Origin of the sequence: Corynebacterium sp. p3-SID1194 (genome assembly GCF_025144155.1) — a bacterium.
Taxonomy (GTDB): domain Bacteria; phylum Actinomycetota; class Actinomycetes; order Mycobacteriales; family Mycobacteriaceae; genus Corynebacterium.
Genome location: NZ_JALXWY010000011.1, coordinates 30405 through 44854 on the forward strand (window position 1 = coordinate 30405; position 14450 = coordinate 44854).

Annotated in this window: 29 protein-coding genes; 26 read left to right on the plus strand and 3 right to left on the minus strand. The window is 61.4% G+C overall.

Going from position 1 to position 14450, the window contains the following annotated elements; genetic code table 11:
- Nucleotides 1–3 precede the first annotated feature (3 nt).
- Genes M3G19_RS08175 through M3G19_RS08185 form a run of 3 tightly spaced genes read right to left on the minus strand, consistent with a single transcriptional unit; the run spans nucleotide 4 to nucleotide 1161 of the window.
- Nucleotides 4–357, minus strand: a complete 354-nt coding sequence (locus M3G19_RS08175) for a hypothetical protein (RefSeq protein ID WP_259902120.1) — start codon at nucleotides 355–357, stop codon at nucleotides 4–6.
- A complete protein-coding gene (locus tag M3G19_RS08180; protein WP_259902121.1) occupies nucleotides 354–755 on the minus strand; it encodes an ImmA/IrrE family metallo-endopeptidase in 402 nt (133 codons plus the stop codon). Before M3G19_RS08180 ends, M3G19_RS08175 begins: the two co-directional genes overlap by 4 nt.
- A complete protein-coding gene (locus M3G19_RS08185; RefSeq protein WP_259902122.1) occupies nucleotides 730–1161 on the minus strand; it encodes a hypothetical protein in 432 nt (143 codons plus the stop codon). The genes M3G19_RS08180 and M3G19_RS08185 overlap by 26 nt, the downstream gene beginning before the upstream one ends.
- A 454-nt stretch (nucleotides 1162–1615) precedes the next feature.
- Here M3G19_RS08185 and M3G19_RS08190 point away from each other — a divergent pair, with 454 nt between their 5' ends.
- The 26 genes from M3G19_RS08190 (at nucleotide 1616) to M3G19_RS08315 (ending at nucleotide 14431) form a co-directional block, all read left to right on the plus strand.
- Nucleotides 1616–2428 carry an antA/AntB antirepressor family protein gene (locus M3G19_RS08190; RefSeq protein WP_259902123.1) on the plus strand — a complete coding sequence of 271 codons (813 nt, stop codon included), beginning with the start codon at nucleotides 1616–1618 and terminating at the stop codon, nucleotides 2426–2428.
- Nucleotides 2421–2612 carry a helix-turn-helix domain-containing protein gene (locus tag M3G19_RS08195; RefSeq protein WP_259902124.1) on the plus strand — a complete coding sequence of 64 codons (192 nt, stop codon included), beginning with the start codon at nucleotides 2421–2423 and terminating at the stop codon, nucleotides 2610–2612. The genes M3G19_RS08190 and M3G19_RS08195 overlap by 8 nt, the downstream gene beginning before the upstream one ends.
- Before the next feature lie 29 nt (nucleotides 2613–2641).
- On the plus strand, nucleotides 2642–2929 hold the full coding sequence (locus M3G19_RS08200; RefSeq protein ID WP_259902125.1) for a hypothetical protein: 288 nt from the start codon (nucleotides 2642–2644) through the stop codon (nucleotides 2927–2929).
- Nucleotides 2930–3151: 222 nt separating this feature from the next.
- On the plus strand, nucleotides 3152–3505 hold the full coding sequence (locus tag M3G19_RS08205) for a hypothetical protein (protein ID WP_259902126.1): 354 nt from the start codon (nucleotides 3152–3154) through the stop codon (nucleotides 3503–3505).
- On the plus strand, nucleotides 3502–3684 hold the full coding sequence (locus tag M3G19_RS08210) for a hypothetical protein (RefSeq protein WP_259902127.1): 183 nt from the start codon (nucleotides 3502–3504) through the stop codon (nucleotides 3682–3684). Before M3G19_RS08205 ends, M3G19_RS08210 begins: the two co-directional genes overlap by 4 nt.
- The gene (locus M3G19_RS08215; protein ID WP_259902128.1) at nucleotides 3681–3854 is read left to right on the plus strand and encodes a hypothetical protein; all 174 of its coding nucleotides are present in this window, start codon (nucleotides 3681–3683) and stop codon (nucleotides 3852–3854) included. Before M3G19_RS08210 ends, M3G19_RS08215 begins: the two co-directional genes overlap by 4 nt.
- Nucleotides 3851–4105, plus strand: coding sequence for a hypothetical protein (locus tag M3G19_RS08220; protein WP_259902129.1), 255 nt, complete (start codon nucleotides 3851–3853; stop codon nucleotides 4103–4105). Before M3G19_RS08215 ends, M3G19_RS08220 begins: the two co-directional genes overlap by 4 nt.
- Nucleotides 4089–5006, plus strand: a complete 918-nt coding sequence (locus M3G19_RS08225; protein ID WP_259902130.1) for a YqaJ viral recombinase family protein — start codon at nucleotides 4089–4091, stop codon at nucleotides 5004–5006. Before M3G19_RS08220 ends, M3G19_RS08225 begins: the two co-directional genes overlap by 17 nt.
- A complete protein-coding gene (locus tag M3G19_RS08230; RefSeq protein WP_259902131.1) occupies nucleotides 5007–5393 on the plus strand; it encodes a hypothetical protein in 387 nt (128 codons plus the stop codon).
- A complete protein-coding gene (locus M3G19_RS08235; RefSeq protein WP_259902132.1) occupies nucleotides 5386–6261 on the plus strand; it encodes a hypothetical protein in 876 nt (291 codons plus the stop codon). The genes M3G19_RS08230 and M3G19_RS08235 overlap by 8 nt, the downstream gene beginning before the upstream one ends.
- Complete coding sequence (locus M3G19_RS08240) at nucleotides 6261–6815, plus strand: hypothetical protein (RefSeq protein ID WP_259902133.1); 555 nt, start codon at nucleotides 6261–6263, stop codon at nucleotides 6813–6815. Before M3G19_RS08235 ends, M3G19_RS08240 begins: the two co-directional genes overlap by 1 nt.
- Nucleotides 6816–6818: 3 nt before the next feature.
- Nucleotides 6819–7199, plus strand: coding sequence for a hypothetical protein (locus M3G19_RS08245; RefSeq protein ID WP_259902134.1), 381 nt, complete (start codon nucleotides 6819–6821; stop codon nucleotides 7197–7199).
- Nucleotides 7196–7495: a hypothetical protein gene (locus M3G19_RS08250; RefSeq protein WP_259902135.1), complete on the plus strand. Its 300-nt coding sequence runs from the start codon at nucleotides 7196–7198 to the stop codon at nucleotides 7493–7495. The genes M3G19_RS08245 and M3G19_RS08250 overlap by 4 nt, the downstream gene beginning before the upstream one ends.
- A complete protein-coding gene (locus M3G19_RS08255) occupies nucleotides 7492–7875 on the plus strand; it encodes a hypothetical protein (RefSeq protein WP_259902136.1) in 384 nt (127 codons plus the stop codon). The genes M3G19_RS08250 and M3G19_RS08255 overlap by 4 nt, the downstream gene beginning before the upstream one ends.
- Before the next feature lie 259 nt (nucleotides 7876–8134).
- Complete coding sequence (locus M3G19_RS08260; RefSeq protein WP_259902137.1) at nucleotides 8135–8305, plus strand: hypothetical protein; 171 nt, start codon at nucleotides 8135–8137, stop codon at nucleotides 8303–8305.
- Entirely contained in the window at nucleotides 8302–8529 is a 228-nt protein-coding gene (locus M3G19_RS08265; protein ID WP_259902138.1) for a hypothetical protein, read from the plus strand. The genes M3G19_RS08260 and M3G19_RS08265 overlap by 4 nt, the downstream gene beginning before the upstream one ends.
- Nucleotides 8522–8941: a hypothetical protein gene (locus tag M3G19_RS08270; protein WP_259902139.1), complete on the plus strand. Its 420-nt coding sequence runs from the start codon at nucleotides 8522–8524 to the stop codon at nucleotides 8939–8941. Before M3G19_RS08265 ends, M3G19_RS08270 begins: the two co-directional genes overlap by 8 nt.
- Nucleotides 8934–9569, plus strand: coding sequence for a site-specific DNA-methyltransferase (locus M3G19_RS08275; protein WP_259902140.1), 636 nt, complete (start codon nucleotides 8934–8936; stop codon nucleotides 9567–9569). The genes M3G19_RS08270 and M3G19_RS08275 overlap by 8 nt, the downstream gene beginning before the upstream one ends.
- Nucleotides 9521–9766 (plus strand): site-specific DNA-methyltransferase, encoded by a 246-nt coding sequence (locus M3G19_RS08280; protein ID WP_259902141.1) that lies wholly within the window; start codon nucleotides 9521–9523, stop codon nucleotides 9764–9766. Before M3G19_RS08275 ends, M3G19_RS08280 begins: the two co-directional genes overlap by 49 nt.
- Before the next feature lie 11 nt (nucleotides 9767–9777).
- Nucleotides 9778–10644 (plus strand): hypothetical protein, encoded by an 867-nt coding sequence (locus M3G19_RS08285; protein WP_259902142.1) that lies wholly within the window; start codon nucleotides 9778–9780, stop codon nucleotides 10642–10644.
- Nucleotides 10641–10769, plus strand: coding sequence for a hypothetical protein (locus M3G19_RS08290; RefSeq protein ID WP_259902143.1), 129 nt, complete (start codon nucleotides 10641–10643; stop codon nucleotides 10767–10769). Before M3G19_RS08285 ends, M3G19_RS08290 begins: the two co-directional genes overlap by 4 nt.
- A 112-nt stretch (nucleotides 10770–10881) precedes the next feature.
- Complete coding sequence (locus M3G19_RS08295; protein WP_259902144.1) at nucleotides 10882–11304, plus strand: RusA family crossover junction endodeoxyribonuclease; 423 nt, start codon at nucleotides 10882–10884, stop codon at nucleotides 11302–11304.
- Entirely contained in the window at nucleotides 11301–11903 is a 603-nt protein-coding gene (locus M3G19_RS08300) for a hypothetical protein (protein ID WP_259902145.1), read from the plus strand. Before M3G19_RS08295 ends, M3G19_RS08300 begins: the two co-directional genes overlap by 4 nt.
- A 96-nt stretch (nucleotides 11904–11999) precedes the next feature.
- Nucleotides 12000–12290, plus strand: coding sequence for an HNH endonuclease (locus M3G19_RS08305; protein ID WP_259902146.1), 291 nt, complete (start codon nucleotides 12000–12002; stop codon nucleotides 12288–12290).
- A gap of 151 nt (nucleotides 12291–12441) precedes the next feature.
- Nucleotides 12442–12759: a hypothetical protein gene (locus M3G19_RS08310; protein WP_259902147.1), complete on the plus strand. Its 318-nt coding sequence runs from the start codon at nucleotides 12442–12444 to the stop codon at nucleotides 12757–12759.
- Nucleotides 12746–14431, plus strand: a complete 1686-nt coding sequence (locus tag M3G19_RS08315; protein WP_259902148.1) for a terminase — start codon at nucleotides 12746–12748, stop codon at nucleotides 14429–14431. The genes M3G19_RS08310 and M3G19_RS08315 overlap by 14 nt, the downstream gene beginning before the upstream one ends.
- Nucleotides 14432–14450 lie beyond the last annotated feature (19 nt).

The window sequence follows — 14450 nt, forward strand, 5'->3', positions numbered from 1 at the left end:
TGCCTAAAGCAGCGTCGCATCGATCTTGGCGGTGTCCTCATTCTCAGGCCATACTTCGCACACAACTTCGGTGCGCGAGCTGGCGCCAAGGGCGTTATCGGAATCGACGTGGGTGCGGATACCCCACTTTTCGCCGGTCGCGTCTTTCTCGATGGTGGCGCCGGTGACGGACTGCCACTTCGCTGAGTCGGGCGACGCCAACTGCTTCTCAACGTTCTTTTTGCACAGCGCGAAAGCCATGGCCCTGTCCATGCCGTTGATGTGGTCCTCGTCGTTTGGATCGGCACTGCCGCAGGCGGTTAGAGCCAGCGTTACAGAGAGCGCGGCAGCGGCGGAAGCTAGTTTCGTGATGTTCATGCGTACCTCAGTTCGTGGTGGTCTCGCCAAGTGGTGAGTAGAGAAACAGTGACGCCGAGATCGGCAGCGATCGCGCCGACCTGGCCGTCATACATCATTTCAAGTTCTGCGTACTCCCGCTGGTCAATGAGGAGATTCGCGGCGTAAAGGTCTGCTCTGTGTTCGTGGCGGGGGTGGTGCCCGGGCGGGTCGCCGTGGGCGGCGTGTCCGAGTTCGTGCGCGAGCGTGTGGACGCGGTTGCGTGGTCCGAGTGTGGGGCACAGGACGACGAGTTTCTCGTCTGGGAACCAGCCGCCGAGGTCCCCTGGGTGGAGGCGGCCTGCGTGGTCGTCCTCGACGCGCACGCCCAGGCGCTCGGCGTGCTCGAGGAGTTTAAGCTCCAGGTCCGTAATCATCATCACCTTCTTCCGGTTCTGCTTGTCGACGGTTCGCAGCGTAGCCCTCGACCTGGACACCTGGTTCAGAAGTGTTCGAACGCCGCTGCGCGAGCTCGTCGACTGGAACGTCCTCGATGAGGCGGAGGCGGCGGAGAAGCTCGTCAGTGAGCTGTTCGTCGGTAGCGCGCGAGAGCGCGGTTACGACGCCTGGCTCGGTAATCCAGCGCGCGGACATGAATCCGAGATCGACGAGGGCGATCACCGGGGACTCTTCGTAAGCCTCTGCGATCTTGATTACGAGCTCTGGGCGGAGTTCGCCCGCGCGCATTTGGTTCGCGAGGGTGCGGTCATTGACTCCGGCAAGTTCGGCAACTCGGCGGTAGCTGTCGCCGCGGGTTACTCGCTTCATCCATTCGGTGTGTTCCATGACTTAAACGGTAATCAAAACCCACAAAGTGCGCAACTTTTACGCACCATGTGACCTGCCTAAAAAGAACATTTATGTGATTTAACTTGCGTAACTTGCGCGTGACGCGTAAAACTAAGTGCAGCGCGTAAAAATTGCGCGCCGCACTCGGAAAGGAGCACGGATGGCTACACGACTAGACCCCACCGTGATTGATCAACTCCGGGAAAAGCACGGACTCACGAACTTCGAGCAGGTCGGTTCGAAGCTCGGCAGAACTGCCCACACGGTTCGCAAGTGGTACCACGGCCAGTCGGCACCAAGCGCTTCTGACCTGGTGAAACTGCAATTTCTGACGGGGCGGCCGTACGGAACGATGCTGCTAATTCCCGAGAGTGAGCAAGCCGCATAAGAAAAGCCCCGCGCTGCAACGCGGGGCAAGGGATCAAGAAGAGATCAAGAAAGAGGTTACACGATGAATGAACTGATTCCACTCACCGAGCGTGAAGGGGTGCAGGCGGTCATGGGCCGCGACCTCCACACCTTCCTCGAGGTGAGGACGCCTTACGACAAGTGGATGCCTCGCATGCTCGAATATGGCTTCGTTGCAGGTCAGGACTTTTCGACAAAAATGTCGGAAACCTCCCACCTGGGCGGTCGCCCGCGCACCGATCACATCGTCACCCTGGACATGGCAAAAGAGATCGCCATGATCCAGCGCACCGATCGGGGTAAGCAGGCGCGCCAGTACTTCATTGAGGTCGAGAAGCGTGCGCGCCAGGTCGAGGAGCTCACTCCGGAGCAGCTGATGGCGAAAGCTCTGCTGCAGGCGGAGTCGACGATGAAGGACCTCGAGGTGCGCGCCGTGACGGCGGAAGCTTCGCTCGAGGCCGCCGCACCCGCACTGGAATACCACGAGAAATTCGTCGCGGAAGACGATGACCTGACCACGATTGATGACTTCGCCCGCGTGTACGGGACCACGGGCCCGAAGGTGCGCGCGCTGATGACCGAGAAGAACGTCGCGTTCCGCCAGAAGGTTGGCGCCCGCTGGTCGCGGTCTAAGGGCTGCATGGTCGACGAGCACGAGTGGCGAGCGCGCGCGGACCGCGCCTCCTACGGATGGTTCAAGCTGGGCCCGCAGCACAACGCGCCCCGGCTCCACAACGGGCAGGTGCGCCAGACGCTGTACGTGAAGACGTTCCACATGCACGACCTGGCGAAGCGCCTTGGCATCGACCATTTCGGCGACGCACTGATCGGTTACGGAGGACCTGTCGATGAGTGAGTTCATCACGGTCCGCGACTTCGCTGCGCGCACGGGCTACTCGGAGAAGACGATCCGCCGGCTCGTCCGCCGCGGTGAGATTCGCTCGGGGCGACGCCGCGGGCAGAAACCCGGCAAGGGCGTGAAGATCCTGATCCCCATTACAGAAGTAGACCGGTTTGTCCGCATGGACACAGCCGCATAACCCCCACCACTTGAAAGGAAACCTCAACCATGACCAACGGAAACCGTAATGAGCTCGCGGATCTCCACCACACGCTGACTACTCCGCTAACGAAAATCCTGCTCTGCATGTCTCTAGTAGACGATCTGCAGGAGGCGAAAAGAGACATTGATCAGAAGTCCGCCGCAGCCGGTGCATACGCAGCGATGCAAGTGATCGGCCAGCGTCTCGAAGACATCCTCGCCCCGGACGGCGAGGACGAACCGGATTCGTTTGACGATCCGGAGGAATCGGACGCTGACTCGATTATCGCACTGTTGCTGAAAACCCTGCTCTAGATGCAGGTGGCCCCGCACTGGTTGTGAATCGCGCCCGTTCGATTCGGCGCCGGGGCACGAGGGGCGGGTGTTCGGGCTGGCTAGGGCAGCACGCCACCCCGCAAGGGCAACCCATGACGGCCCTGCGTAGCTCGAGGTTGCACCTGCACCCGCTCCGAAAACCCAAAGAAAAAGGCCGCCCAGCTTGCACCTAGGCGGCCACGATCCTGAAAGGAAACGCACATGCAGAATAACAGGCCGAAAAGACACCTGGTCTACACCTACGATCTCGACACCCGCGAGGCCATCACCTACGACACCACCACCTACACGCCGGTGCTCGAAGCACCTGAGGCCGGGTGGACCTATCTGGACAGGCTGGCCCTTGAGCAGGAAGCGAACGCACAGAACCTGATCTTCGCCCGCACAAAGAAAGGGCAGGTGTGGAAGATCGCTCCGTACGCCTTCAACAAGAAGTCAGTGTCGCTCAACGACACACGCACTGCTCCACACGGCGGCACCCAGCGTCTGCGCTATGAGGAGCTCGAATCCTTCGGCACCTGCGCAACCGTCGAGGCGGACGGAGACGCAGCATGATCACCAAGAAACGTGATGACGTTGTCGAAGACTTCCTGCACATGGCCTCCATCGTCGGCCAACCGTGCGCACTGTACCGCCTGGCGAAAGTCCACGGAGTGGCACCGTCCGCGATTCAGAAGCACCTCCGTCTCGCGGGAGTCCAGTACCGCACCGACATGCGGGAGATACCAGCATGACCAACCACGACCTGACCGCTATCGCACGTGCCACGGGCGTCCTCGACGACCCGGACGCAGAGGAGGAAAAGACCGACCCGTCGGAGCTGTTCTGGGCTGCCGTGACCTTCTGCTCCGCGATTTTCTGCCTGATCGCTGCCGGCATCGCACCTCAAGGAGCCCCGCTATGACCCTCCATGTCGTCTTCCTCTACCTGGCCTTCGTCGGGATCCTAATAGCCATCGGGTGGCTCACCTCCCGCATTCGCCAGCACGAAGACTTACTGCTCGACCTGCGGTTCAGGATCAACGACATCCGCGAAGCCATGGCGAGCAAGGGCGGCTCGCCCGTTTTCCCGCAGAATCGCACGACCACAAACGACGAAATCGCTCGATACATCGACCAGCTTGGAAAGGAGACCCACCGTGGGCACGATCGTTAAATCCCCGGCCGCGCCGGGCACGCCGGAGTGGCGCCGCATGATCACCGCATCGAAGGTGCCGGCGATTCTCGGGATCAGCCGGTATACGTCCCAGTACGCGATCTGGCATGAGATGGCCGGCCTTGTGGAGCCGGAGGAGAAGCCGCGCGACCGGATGACGTGGGGGCACGTGGCGGAGAAGTCATTGTCGGACTGGTGGCTGTACAAGAACCCCGGCTGGCGTTTGAACCCGCGGCGCAACGGAACCTACGAGATCACTTACACGGACGAGTCGTTGCCGTTCGCGAATGTGGCCACGATCGACCGGCGCGCGTACCGACCGGACGCGCCGCGGGGCCAGAAATTCCGGATCCTCGAGTGTAAGACCGCCGCGAACCTCCGCGATTGGGGGCGGCCTGGTGAGGATGATTCGGTGCCGATGGATTACTACGCCCAGGTGCAATTCCAGATGGGTGTCTCCGGGATTCACACCGCGTCGGTGGTTGTGCTCGGCCCGTCCCCGGAACCGGAAATCCACGACATCAAGTTCGACCCGGACGAGTTCGCTCGCATCGTCGATGAACTCGTCGCGTGGCAGGCGTCGCTTGAGATGTTGTTGCCGCCGGCGCTTGATGACGAGCCGACAACCTACGAGACAGTTCGGGGCCTGCACCCGGACATCCACGTCGACGAGACGATCCAGGTAAGCCGCCAGGATGCGGCGCGGTTCCTTGACGCCGCTAACGCGGTCGATGAGGCGGAAGCTACCGAGCGCGCGGCGAAGATCGAGGTCATGGAGCTGATGGGGACTGCGAAGTACCTCAAGTGTGGTGACGTGAAGGTCGCCGACCGGCGCGCGCGCAAAGGCGGGAACCCCTACGTCCAATTCGAAAAGCGCGCGGACCTCGGGGAGGTGGCATAGATGAGTGAACTCTGTGACGTCATCGCATGGGACCCAGATATCGAGTGGGATACAACGCTCGCGCAGCGCTACCACTACTGGGTGCCCATCGCCGGGCTCGCCCAGGACCGCTCCTACGAGTTCTACATTGTCGCGGTGTTCTGGGACCCGCTGGGCAAGTGCTACAAGGTCGGCCGCACGTCCGGCTGCTCATGCCCGTCCCCGTGGGACGAAGCGCAGACAGAAATCAAGACCGCCCGCACCCCGCGTGAAGCCATCACCTACCTCACCGAATTCGTCGACAAAGGCAACGAATATTCGGGCTACGGAGATCAATACACCGCCGCGAAATTCCTCGACGCCGTCGAAACTATCCGAAACCACAAAGGAGAGACCACCAATGTCTGAAATTTCACCCATCACCCAGAACCAGGACTTGCAGCTCATGCCACAGGCGGATCCTGTTGGCGGTGATGTCCTGGACCAGCTCAAGGCGTACGCCGAATCGTGGGGTGCGGCAGCGACTATCGCGGAGCAGATGGCGCGCACTGATTTTGCTGGTCAGTTCAAAGGCAAGACTGCGGACATGGCCGCCGCAATCCTTAAGGGTGCGTCTGTGGGTATCCAGCCGGCTGACGTCGGCAAGGCGATCTACGTCGTGCATGGGGCGCCGGCGCTGTACGGCAAGACGGCGATGCAGATCGCGCGCTCGCATGGGTACAAATTTGAGCGTGTCGAGTTCGGCCCGCAGAAGGTGCACCTGCGATGTATCGCCCCGGACGGTGACGCTGATGAGTCGATCTACACCTACGAGCGCGCCACCCGCGAGGGACTGGTGAAGGGCAACAAGGTGCAGTACGAGACGCGTCCGGAAAAGATGCTGTTCTGGAAGTGCGTCGGTGAGCTCGCGGACCAGTTCTTCCCGCACCTGACTGGTGGGATGGGGATTAAGGAGGACGTGGAGCAGTCGCCTGTGACGATGACGGCGACGCGGAAGGATCGACCGTCGCGCGGGTCCGCAGGTCTGCGTGCCGCGCTTGATGGTGGCGCCGCTGTGCAGGACGAGCTCACCGAGGAGGACTTGTCGGAGGAGGCCGCGCGCGCGAAATCTGACATTGATAACGCCCCTGATCAGGACCAACTCAAGGCGATCATGCAGCAGATCGACGGCGCCTTCGACGAGGCCGAGTACGCCTTCCTGCGACAGGCCGGCACTGCCCGCTGGCATGAGCTGACCGCAGCGCCGCAGGACCCGGTCGAGGAAGCGGTGGACTAATGCGTAACCGTGAGAAGCTCGCCCGCGAATGGGCGGAGGATTACCAGAAAAACTATCCGGAGCTCGCGCCGGAGACACAGGCCGCCGAGCTAGTCAAAAGAGCTAAGGCCGCTGCCGAGTACATCATGGAACACACGGCCCCGACGATGGCGGACGTGGACTGGGACCACGAAACCATGCCCGGCACCGGCGCACTAACCGTGAACGGCCGCCTATGGATCATGCGCGACGACGCAGGCGACGCAATCGACTGCATCAGCACCGACCTAGCCGAAATCGCCTTCGTCGCCAAGGAGGGCCTCACCCCGAACGGTAAGCGCTACGAACTCCGCGAGAAGCCGGACCACCCGGAGGTGCTGGAAACCGTGGAGGACTATGAGAACGCGCCGGAGGGGACGATCGTTGTCACCCCCGGTGAGGATTCGGTGGCCGTGCAGAAACTCGATGATGGTAAGTGGGGAATCATTGGTTTCAAGAAGCTGGTCGATGCAGAGGATTGTTCCAGGGCATCCGCAGACCACGGCGCGACCACGGTCCTGCGGTGGGGGTGGTGAAGCATGACCCCGGAGAAAGCACAAGAACTGCGCAAACGAGCCACCCCGGGACCGTGGGAGCGGCACCCGGACAACCCGCGAATGCTGTGCAACCTGGACCGCAAGTTCGCGGTGCACGCGGAACTCGTCAAAAACCGTGGCCTGGAACCGGACCCGGAGGACGTGGCGAACACTGAACTGATTGCCGCCGCCCCCGAGCTTGCGGAAATCGTCGCCGGGCTGCGGTACGAATACGCGGTGCAGGTGAAGTGTGATGGGGCCTGGGTGATGGAGGAGGACTCCTACTGGGGGACTTACTCCGTCGCTGCCGTGCGCTCTTGCCGCACCTATGAACCCTCCCGCATAGTCCGTCGTCTCGTCGGAGAACCGGAGGTGATCTCATGACACCGGAAGAAGCGAAAGCACTAGTCGATAGAGCAGCGACCTACGGCGACGACGACATTGAATCAATCATCGCAGAAACCGTAGACGCTGGCATGCTCGCAGAGGCTGTCATCGCACTCTCGAAGATGGTCCCACGGTACGACTATGAGGTGTCGTACCACGGCAGGTTGTGGGTGGTGCAGGGGCACGAATTTGAGCGCCTGGAAGAGGTACGTGAGTGGCTAAAAGACAGGGATCGCAGCTACCCAGCACGAATCATTGCCCGCTACGTCACAGACTGGGAGGTAGTGGAATGAGCGAACATAACACTCAACTTCCCACAAGTGTTGAGTTATGTGGGAAGTCAAAGTGGGAAGTCCGCCAAACTAAGACGCTGGGGGACTGGGAAGTATGGAACCCGAACACCTTGGAGGCCACGTACTTCCTCGACTGGCGGGAAGCGATGGACTACATCGACGAACAAGCACGCACCATCACCGTCACCCTGCCACGCGCCACTTACGGCGACCACGTCGTGGCAGACAAAGGGCTGTACTCGCTGCATGTTGAGTACGTGAAGCACATGACCCACATCTTCCTCGGAGGGTGGGACGGTATCACCGTCGAAAACCGGCACCTCATGGACCTGGCGGTGTACCTCGCAGCCTGCGCACAACACTGGGAGGGCAACCAATGAGAGAACCGTTATACGCCCGCGTTATCGGGTGGGCAATAGGGATATTTCTCACATGCGCAGCTGTTGTGTTTCTCCTGTTGGTAGTCGGTCTCGGCTACGAAATCGTTAACACCTTTTTCCTGGACAGCTACCCAGAGTCCACCGAGGACTGCCCACCGGGGCATGTCTACATCGACTACGGAGAAACACCACAAGCAGGGTGCTGGCCAGAAGGCGTGGCTAGGCAGATAGGGGTCTACCCGGAACCGGAGGAACCGTAATGGGAACTGACATCGAACCTATCAACCTTGAAGACGGCACCGTCTACGTCGATACCGGCGACGGGCGTTGGCAGGAACTCAAGTGGCTGACGGAACCGCTGAAAGTTATCGATCCGACACCGGTCTACACCGAAACCGCTCAAGAACTAGGAGTGTGGCCGGAACCATGAGACTGCACGACGTTGAAATCACACCGCGCAGCGTCCGCATCGACGGACAACGCCTCACCGTCCTCGAGGACATACCGCTCATCGAACCCATCGGCCTAGACGTGAGCATCGTCCACCTACCCGTGATCGCCCGCACTGTCACCGTCACAGGCGACACCCACGACCCGGACGAAGAAACCCCCATCTACGACCAACTAGTCCAGGAGGTGACCACCAATGAATAAGTGGGAGGTCTACCGGTGCTCGTTCCCGAACGGGCGCCGCAGGTGGTGCGCGATGACCCGAGCGGACTACTGGTCCGACAGGTACTTCGATACTCATGCGGAAGCCATGAAGTACGCCGACGCGCGGGCCCGCACCGTGGAAGTGAATCTTCTGAATGTTGCCGACCGTCTTAGCTTCGCTCCTTGGCGTTATTGGCGGGATTCGTGGTACGCCGTGGACTGCGGACGCTATTTCCTCGCTCCTGCGAACAAAACGGAAAACCACGTCGCAGTGCTCTGCTCCGATTACGGGGAGCAGAAAATCTACTACGACGAAGCGCTCAAACTAGCCCAGGGGCTCCTATCATTCGCCGCGAGTCAACGAGACCGAATCATTAACGAACAAGGGCAGGAGGGGTCTGGCCGTGGCTGATCTGTTCTACGAATCGCCGGACGTCACCTTATTTCATGGTGACGCCTTCAGTGTGGTCCGCGGTCTTGAAAACGAATCCGTTGATTGTGTGGTGACCTCACCGCCGTATTGGCGTCAGCGTGATTATTCCGGTCACCCGGATCAGTGGGGGCAGGAGAAAAGCCTCGGCCTGTACGTCGATAAGCTCGTCTATCTTTTTTCGGCGATCATGCCGAAGCTGAAGCCGCGCGGCGTGGTGTGGCTGAACCTCGGGGATAAACGTGTCGATGGTCAACTATGCGGCGTGCCCTGGATGGTCGCTAAAGACATGCAGTCCGACGGCTGGCACTTGCGGTCGGCGGTCGTATGGGACAAGCCCAACGGAATGCCTGAATCCTGCACTGACCGGGTGTCGCAGAACTACGAGCAGGTGTTCATGTTCACCCGGTCTGTAGATCATTTCTTCGATCTGGATCCTTTGCGCGTGCTCTACGACGGGGACCGTCGCCTTCGCGCCGGGCACGCTCTGGTCACACGAATAAGGGGAATTCCGCGACCGGGGCGTGGTCCGGTGCGCACAACGGGCGGAACCCGGGGAGTGTGTGGTCGATTCCTACACAGCCGTTCCCGGGGTCACATGAAGCTGTGATGCCGCCGGAGCTCGCTCGCCGCTGCATCGTTTCATCGTGCCCGGCCGGCGGTGTCGTGTTCGACCCGTTCCACGGTTCCGGGACAACGGGGAAGGTCGCAGTCGAAACCGGCCGGCGGTATATCGGCGGCGATATCAACGAGTCTTATTTGTCTTTGTCGCTTCGCACCCGCCTGCAAAACGCGACGCTGTTTTAGGAGGTGATTTCATGTCCTGGTTTCGTGTAGATGATCAGTTGGACGCGAATAAGAAGGTGAAGTCTATCCCGCGCCGTATGCGGGCTAAGGCTCTCGGGTTGTGGGTGCAGGCCGGGGCGTGGTGCGCCCGCGAACTGACCGACGGACACGTCCCCAAATACATGCTGGAGGACTTCGCAGTAACCCCCGCTGTTGCTCAGGCGCTCGTTGACGCGGACATGTGGGAGAAGGTGAACGACGGTTGGAAGTTCGTTCATTGGGACGAGTTCAACCCGAGTTCGACCAATGTTCGCGCCCGGAGGGCTGCTGCGAGAAAACGACAAGCTGAATTTCGGGAGAAGAAAAAACAGGAGCGTGAAAACGCTCGTGCCAGCGAAGATGAAGAAATGTCACGGCGTGACAACGGCGTTAGTAACGGCGTTAGTAACGCTGCTACTAACGGGGGTGTAACGGCCCCCCGACCCGACCCGACCCGACCCGACCATATAAATAAAGGGAGGGAGGAACCTTACGGTAGTAGCGAAACCGGCGACCAAACCCCGCCTGAAGAATTCGTCGGCTCGCTCGATGAGCTCGCCGCGCGCCAGTTCCGGCGCGAAAAGGCACCCGGGGTCTACGGCTCACCCGAGGATCCGCGCTGCGCCGATCACGTCGCACTGGTCACCGCCCCGCAATGCCGGGCGTGCGCCCGCGCCCGCGCCTGGTTCGAAGAAAACGCCGCCGCCGAAATCGAAAGCGCCCGCGCCCAACGCCGCGCCACCATCGACGCCTGCGACCTATGCGACGACAACGGAATCCGCACCGTCGCTGGCGGTGCTACCCGCTGCGACCACACACCAGAAGACGACGACCTACCGCCCTGGGAGAAGCACGCATGAACGACCTCCAAATCTTCCTCGCAGGCATGATCGTCGGTCACCTCACCGCGATCAGCAACTACCTTCACGACCTCCTCCGAACCTTGAAGGACGAACGACCCATTCGGAAAGACACCCGCCAGTGACCAAACTCCTGCTAATCATCGCCGTCTACATCGTGATCTTCCTGACCACCTACGGCGCACTCACACTCACCCACCACATCCGCACCTACCGCACCGCACGAAAGCAACAGCATTGATAACCTTCACCGTCCCCGGCGTCCCCCAAGTCCAGGGCAACCACCGCGTCTCAAAACATGGCTACACCTACGACACCAACAAAGACCTCGCACCCTGGCGCCGCACCGTCGCACTCGTAGCCCGCCAAGCCATGACCGCAGCAAACGCCAAACTCATCACCGGACCCGTCCAGCTCGACATCGAATTCGCCATGCCCCGAACCAAAGCCATGCGCACCGACCCACCACCGCCAATGATCCAACGTCCAGACAGCAGCAAACTCCAACGAGCCATCGAAGACGCCCTCACCGGAATCACCTACAACGACGACTCCCAAATCACACACCTCACCGTCCACAAACGACGCCACCTCCTCACCGAACAACCACACGCCACCATCACCATCACACCCGCACCGAAAGGCCCCAACCACCAATGACCCACCCAGACCAGGACACCCACGACCTCCACACCGCCGCCACCAACCTCACCCACGCCCTGGTCCTCCTCAACGCCACCAAAACCACCCGCGGACGCACACGTACCGCCCGCGTCATGAAAGCCACACCAGGACCACAACTACCCGGCAACCACACCGCCATCCTCCTCTCCATCGAACTCGACCAATTCCTCCACGAAATCACCACCGACCTCCGCAACACCATCGCCCCCGGACAACCCCTCACCACCCACGGCCCCGCCCTCACCACCTGGATCGCAGACAACGCCCACACCATCACCCACACCATCGACTGGACCGACGACCTCATCGACGCCCTCACCAGCTACACCCACCGCACCCACCGCGCCATCGGATACACCAAAACCCACCCACAAAAAGAACCCCGACAAACAGCCACCACCATCTGCCAACGACTCCACACCGACTACCAAATGAACGTCACACCCGACCTCCTACGCCTCTGGACACACCGCTCAAAAGGCCACATCACCACCGAAAAACGCGGCGGAAAAAACACCTACCTCTGGTCCGAAATCGAAACCTGGATCACCCGCCAAGCACCCGAACAGGTGTAAACCCACAACCACTGAAACGGCATTTGCTACAATCGACGCGACGACACCGCACGCCCACAAACGGCTGCGGTGTTTCACATTCCCAGGAGCACCCACGTGACCACCGACCTCTGGCGCACCGGCGAAGCAGTCCAACTCCGAAAACGCTACCGCCAACAATGCGAAAACACCCACGCCCCCTGCTGGCTATGCGGACAACCAATCGACTACCAAGCCGCAGCACTCCACCCCAACTCCTTCGAAGTCGACCACTACCTCCCACGCCGCGACTACCCACACCTCGCCCTCGAAGAAACCAACCTCCGCCCAGCACACTCCTCCTGCAACCGCTCCCGCGGCGCCCGCGACGACATCCTCCAAATCGGACCCACCACCACCACCTGGTAACCACCACCAGAGGGGGAGGGGGCCTGACAATCACGGCACCACGAACCGCCGAAAACTGGAGGGGGGCGGAGGCAATCTCTCCCCACGCGCGGTGAGGGGCCCATCGCGCGCACGCGCGCGCGTAATCCGGACGATGGAAGGAACCCCAAGCATGGAGTCAACACTGTGCGCCTCGGTGCGCGCCAGCGTCGCCGCCGCCGGCGATGCCATCGGTGACAAAGACCAGGCCGCTGTCGATCTGGCATTGCAATACGCGACAGCCATTGACGCTGCCGCCGAAGTCGGCGGCCAAGATCTGACCAAAGCGCTCTACCTTGGACCCCATCTGCTCAAAGCGCTCGTTGAGCTGGGACTGACGCCGGTGAAGATACCGTCTGGTGAAGGTGATAAAGCTGCGGGTGAGACCACGCCCACACAGCGTGTAAGCGACGAGTTGTCCGCACTGCGGTCTCGCCGTGGCAGGGCGTAAAGGGAACCCAGAGCCACGCATCTTCACCCCGCCGCTGGTTGAACTGACTCCGGCGACGTCACTCGGTTTCGAAGTGATCGAGTTCGCCGAGAACATCCTCGGGCTGACGCTACGTCCATGGCAGAAGTTCGTGTTGATTCATGGGCTCGAGCTGGACATGCGTACGGTGCCTGGTTCTGACTGCTTCGACCCGGAGACACCGCCGCAGCGGTACTACGACTACCGGTTCCGCCAAGTGGTGGTGCTCGTGGCCCGCCAGAACGGCAAAACCGTGGTCATGGACCTGTTAGGTCTGTGGCGGCTGTTCGCCGATGGTGCCTCGGAGATCCTGTCGTCAGCTCAAAACTTGTCCAACGCGGAACGGTCGTTAGGGGACTCGTTCAAGATGGCGGTGCGGTCACCGGTGCTGGCGAAGTACTTGCCGTACAGGATGGAGCGTGGCAATTGGGTGCCGTACATGCGCACGGTCAACGGCGGAAACCAGATCGAGTTGGCGAGCGTGCCCCCAGGTTTAGAGGGGGTGCTCGACATTTCCGGGGCGATGCCGTCGTGGTATGTCGTGGCGGCAGGCGGCGCTGGTCGCTCATATTCGGCCGACCTCGCAATGCTCGATGAGCTGCGTCAGCACCGCACCTCGGAGATGTGGGACGCGATCGAACCGACCACGAAGGAACGCCCACGCAACCAGATCTGGACGTTCTCGAATGCAGGCGATGTCCGCTCAGTTGTGCTGCGGAGACTGCGCAACCTCGCGCTGAAAGCGATCGAGGAGGGAACCACCGACCGGGAGAAGCTGTGCTTGATGGAGTGGTCCGCTGAACCGGACCGGTCGATCTTCGACCCCGATGGCTGGTTCGAAGCGAACCCGTCTCTCGGGTGGGGCAACGCTACCGAAGAAGACATGGCCGCGCTTGCACGTGCAGCACTCGATCCGGAGGACCCGGACGCCGACGAGTCCTCGTTCCGCACCGAGTACCTGTGCCAGTGGGTTGAATCCACCGAGCCCGGCAAGTTCACGTCCGCCCAGTGGGAAGCCTTGGCAGATCCGCTCGAGGAACTGCCCGAGGGGGCGGAAGTACACGTCGGGATTGACTGCTCGCTCGAAGCGCGCCGCACTCATATCGCTGTCGCCTTCGCGCGGCCGGATGGGATGTGGCACGTCGAGGTAGTCGCGTCGCGCGCTGGTTTCGGGTGGGTGCCCGAATGGTTGAACGAACGCCGCGGCGGGTGGTTCACCGGCGAAGTCGGGCTGCAGTCCACCGGCAATGCGCCGGCGACTGTGCTCGTTCCGCTGCTCGCGGAGGCCGGCATCGACGTCGCGGAATGGCGCGGCGCCGCAATGACCGGTTCTGTGCTCGCCTACACCTCCGCTATCCGCGATGGTCTTATCCGCCACCCGGGGCGCGCTGACGGAATGGACGAACCGACCTTGCTCGAGTCCTCAGCGCTCGGTGTGCGCGACCGCAAGCTCAGCGACGTCGCGCTGTGGGACCGGGAGCGCTCCACCGGTGACGCCGCACCATTCATCGCCACGAACATCGCGTGGTGGATGGGGCACCGGGTAGAGGACCAGTTCGTGTCGGCATACGCGGACGAGGACTGGGACGACGAGCTCGAGGAGTCGGGCGAAGACACCGACTCGGGTGATGACGACGGCTTACTGATTGTGTGACTGATTGAAGGGAGGGCAC

Coding starts and splice junctions, on each gene's coding strand:
- M3G19_RS08175 (WP_259902120.1), bottom strand. CDS start 357: ATGAACATCACGAAACTAGCTTCCGCCGCTGCCGCGCTCTCTGTAACG.
- M3G19_RS08180 (WP_259902121.1), bottom strand. CDS start 755: ATGATGATTACGGACCTGGAGCTTAAACTCCTCGAGCACGCCGAGCGC.
- M3G19_RS08185 (WP_259902122.1), bottom strand. CDS start 1,161: ATGGAACACACCGAATGGATGAAGCGAGTAACCCGCGGCGACAGCTAC.
- M3G19_RS08190 (WP_259902123.1), top strand. CDS start 1,616: ATGAATGAACTGATTCCACTCACCGAGCGTGAAGGGGTGCAGGCGGTC.
- M3G19_RS08195 (WP_259902124.1), top strand. CDS start 2,421: ATGAGTGAGTTCATCACGGTCCGCGACTTCGCTGCGCGCACGGGCTAC.
- M3G19_RS08200 (WP_259902125.1), top strand. CDS start 2,642: ATGACCAACGGAAACCGTAATGAGCTCGCGGATCTCCACCACACGCTG.
- M3G19_RS08205 (WP_259902126.1), top strand. CDS start 3,152: ATGCAGAATAACAGGCCGAAAAGACACCTGGTCTACACCTACGATCTC.
- M3G19_RS08210 (WP_259902127.1), top strand. CDS start 3,502: ATGATCACCAAGAAACGTGATGACGTTGTCGAAGACTTCCTGCACATG.
- M3G19_RS08215 (WP_259902128.1), top strand. CDS start 3,681: ATGACCAACCACGACCTGACCGCTATCGCACGTGCCACGGGCGTCCTC.
- M3G19_RS08220 (WP_259902129.1), top strand. CDS start 3,851: ATGACCCTCCATGTCGTCTTCCTCTACCTGGCCTTCGTCGGGATCCTA.
- M3G19_RS08230 (WP_259902131.1), top strand. CDS start 5,007: ATGAGTGAACTCTGTGACGTCATCGCATGGGACCCAGATATCGAGTGG.
- M3G19_RS08235 (WP_259902132.1), top strand. CDS start 5,386: ATGTCTGAAATTTCACCCATCACCCAGAACCAGGACTTGCAGCTCATG.
- M3G19_RS08240 (WP_259902133.1), top strand. CDS start 6,261: ATGCGTAACCGTGAGAAGCTCGCCCGCGAATGGGCGGAGGATTACCAG.
- M3G19_RS08245 (WP_259902134.1), top strand. CDS start 6,819: ATGACCCCGGAGAAAGCACAAGAACTGCGCAAACGAGCCACCCCGGGA.
- M3G19_RS08250 (WP_259902135.1), top strand. CDS start 7,196: ATGACACCGGAAGAAGCGAAAGCACTAGTCGATAGAGCAGCGACCTAC.
- M3G19_RS08255 (WP_259902136.1), top strand. CDS start 7,492: ATGAGCGAACATAACACTCAACTTCCCACAAGTGTTGAGTTATGTGGG.
- M3G19_RS08260 (WP_259902137.1), top strand. CDS start 8,135: ATGGGAACTGACATCGAACCTATCAACCTTGAAGACGGCACCGTCTAC.
- M3G19_RS08265 (WP_259902138.1), top strand. CDS start 8,302: ATGAGACTGCACGACGTTGAAATCACACCGCGCAGCGTCCGCATCGAC.
- M3G19_RS08270 (WP_259902139.1), top strand. CDS start 8,522: ATGAATAAGTGGGAGGTCTACCGGTGCTCGTTCCCGAACGGGCGCCGC.
- M3G19_RS08285 (WP_259902142.1), top strand. CDS start 9,778: ATGTCCTGGTTTCGTGTAGATGATCAGTTGGACGCGAATAAGAAGGTG.
- M3G19_RS08290 (WP_259902143.1), top strand. CDS start 10,641: ATGAACGACCTCCAAATCTTCCTCGCAGGCATGATCGTCGGTCACCTC.
- M3G19_RS08300 (WP_259902145.1), top strand. CDS start 11,301: ATGACCCACCCAGACCAGGACACCCACGACCTCCACACCGCCGCCACC.
- M3G19_RS08310 (WP_259902147.1), top strand. CDS start 12,442: ATGGAGTCAACACTGTGCGCCTCGGTGCGCGCCAGCGTCGCCGCCGCC.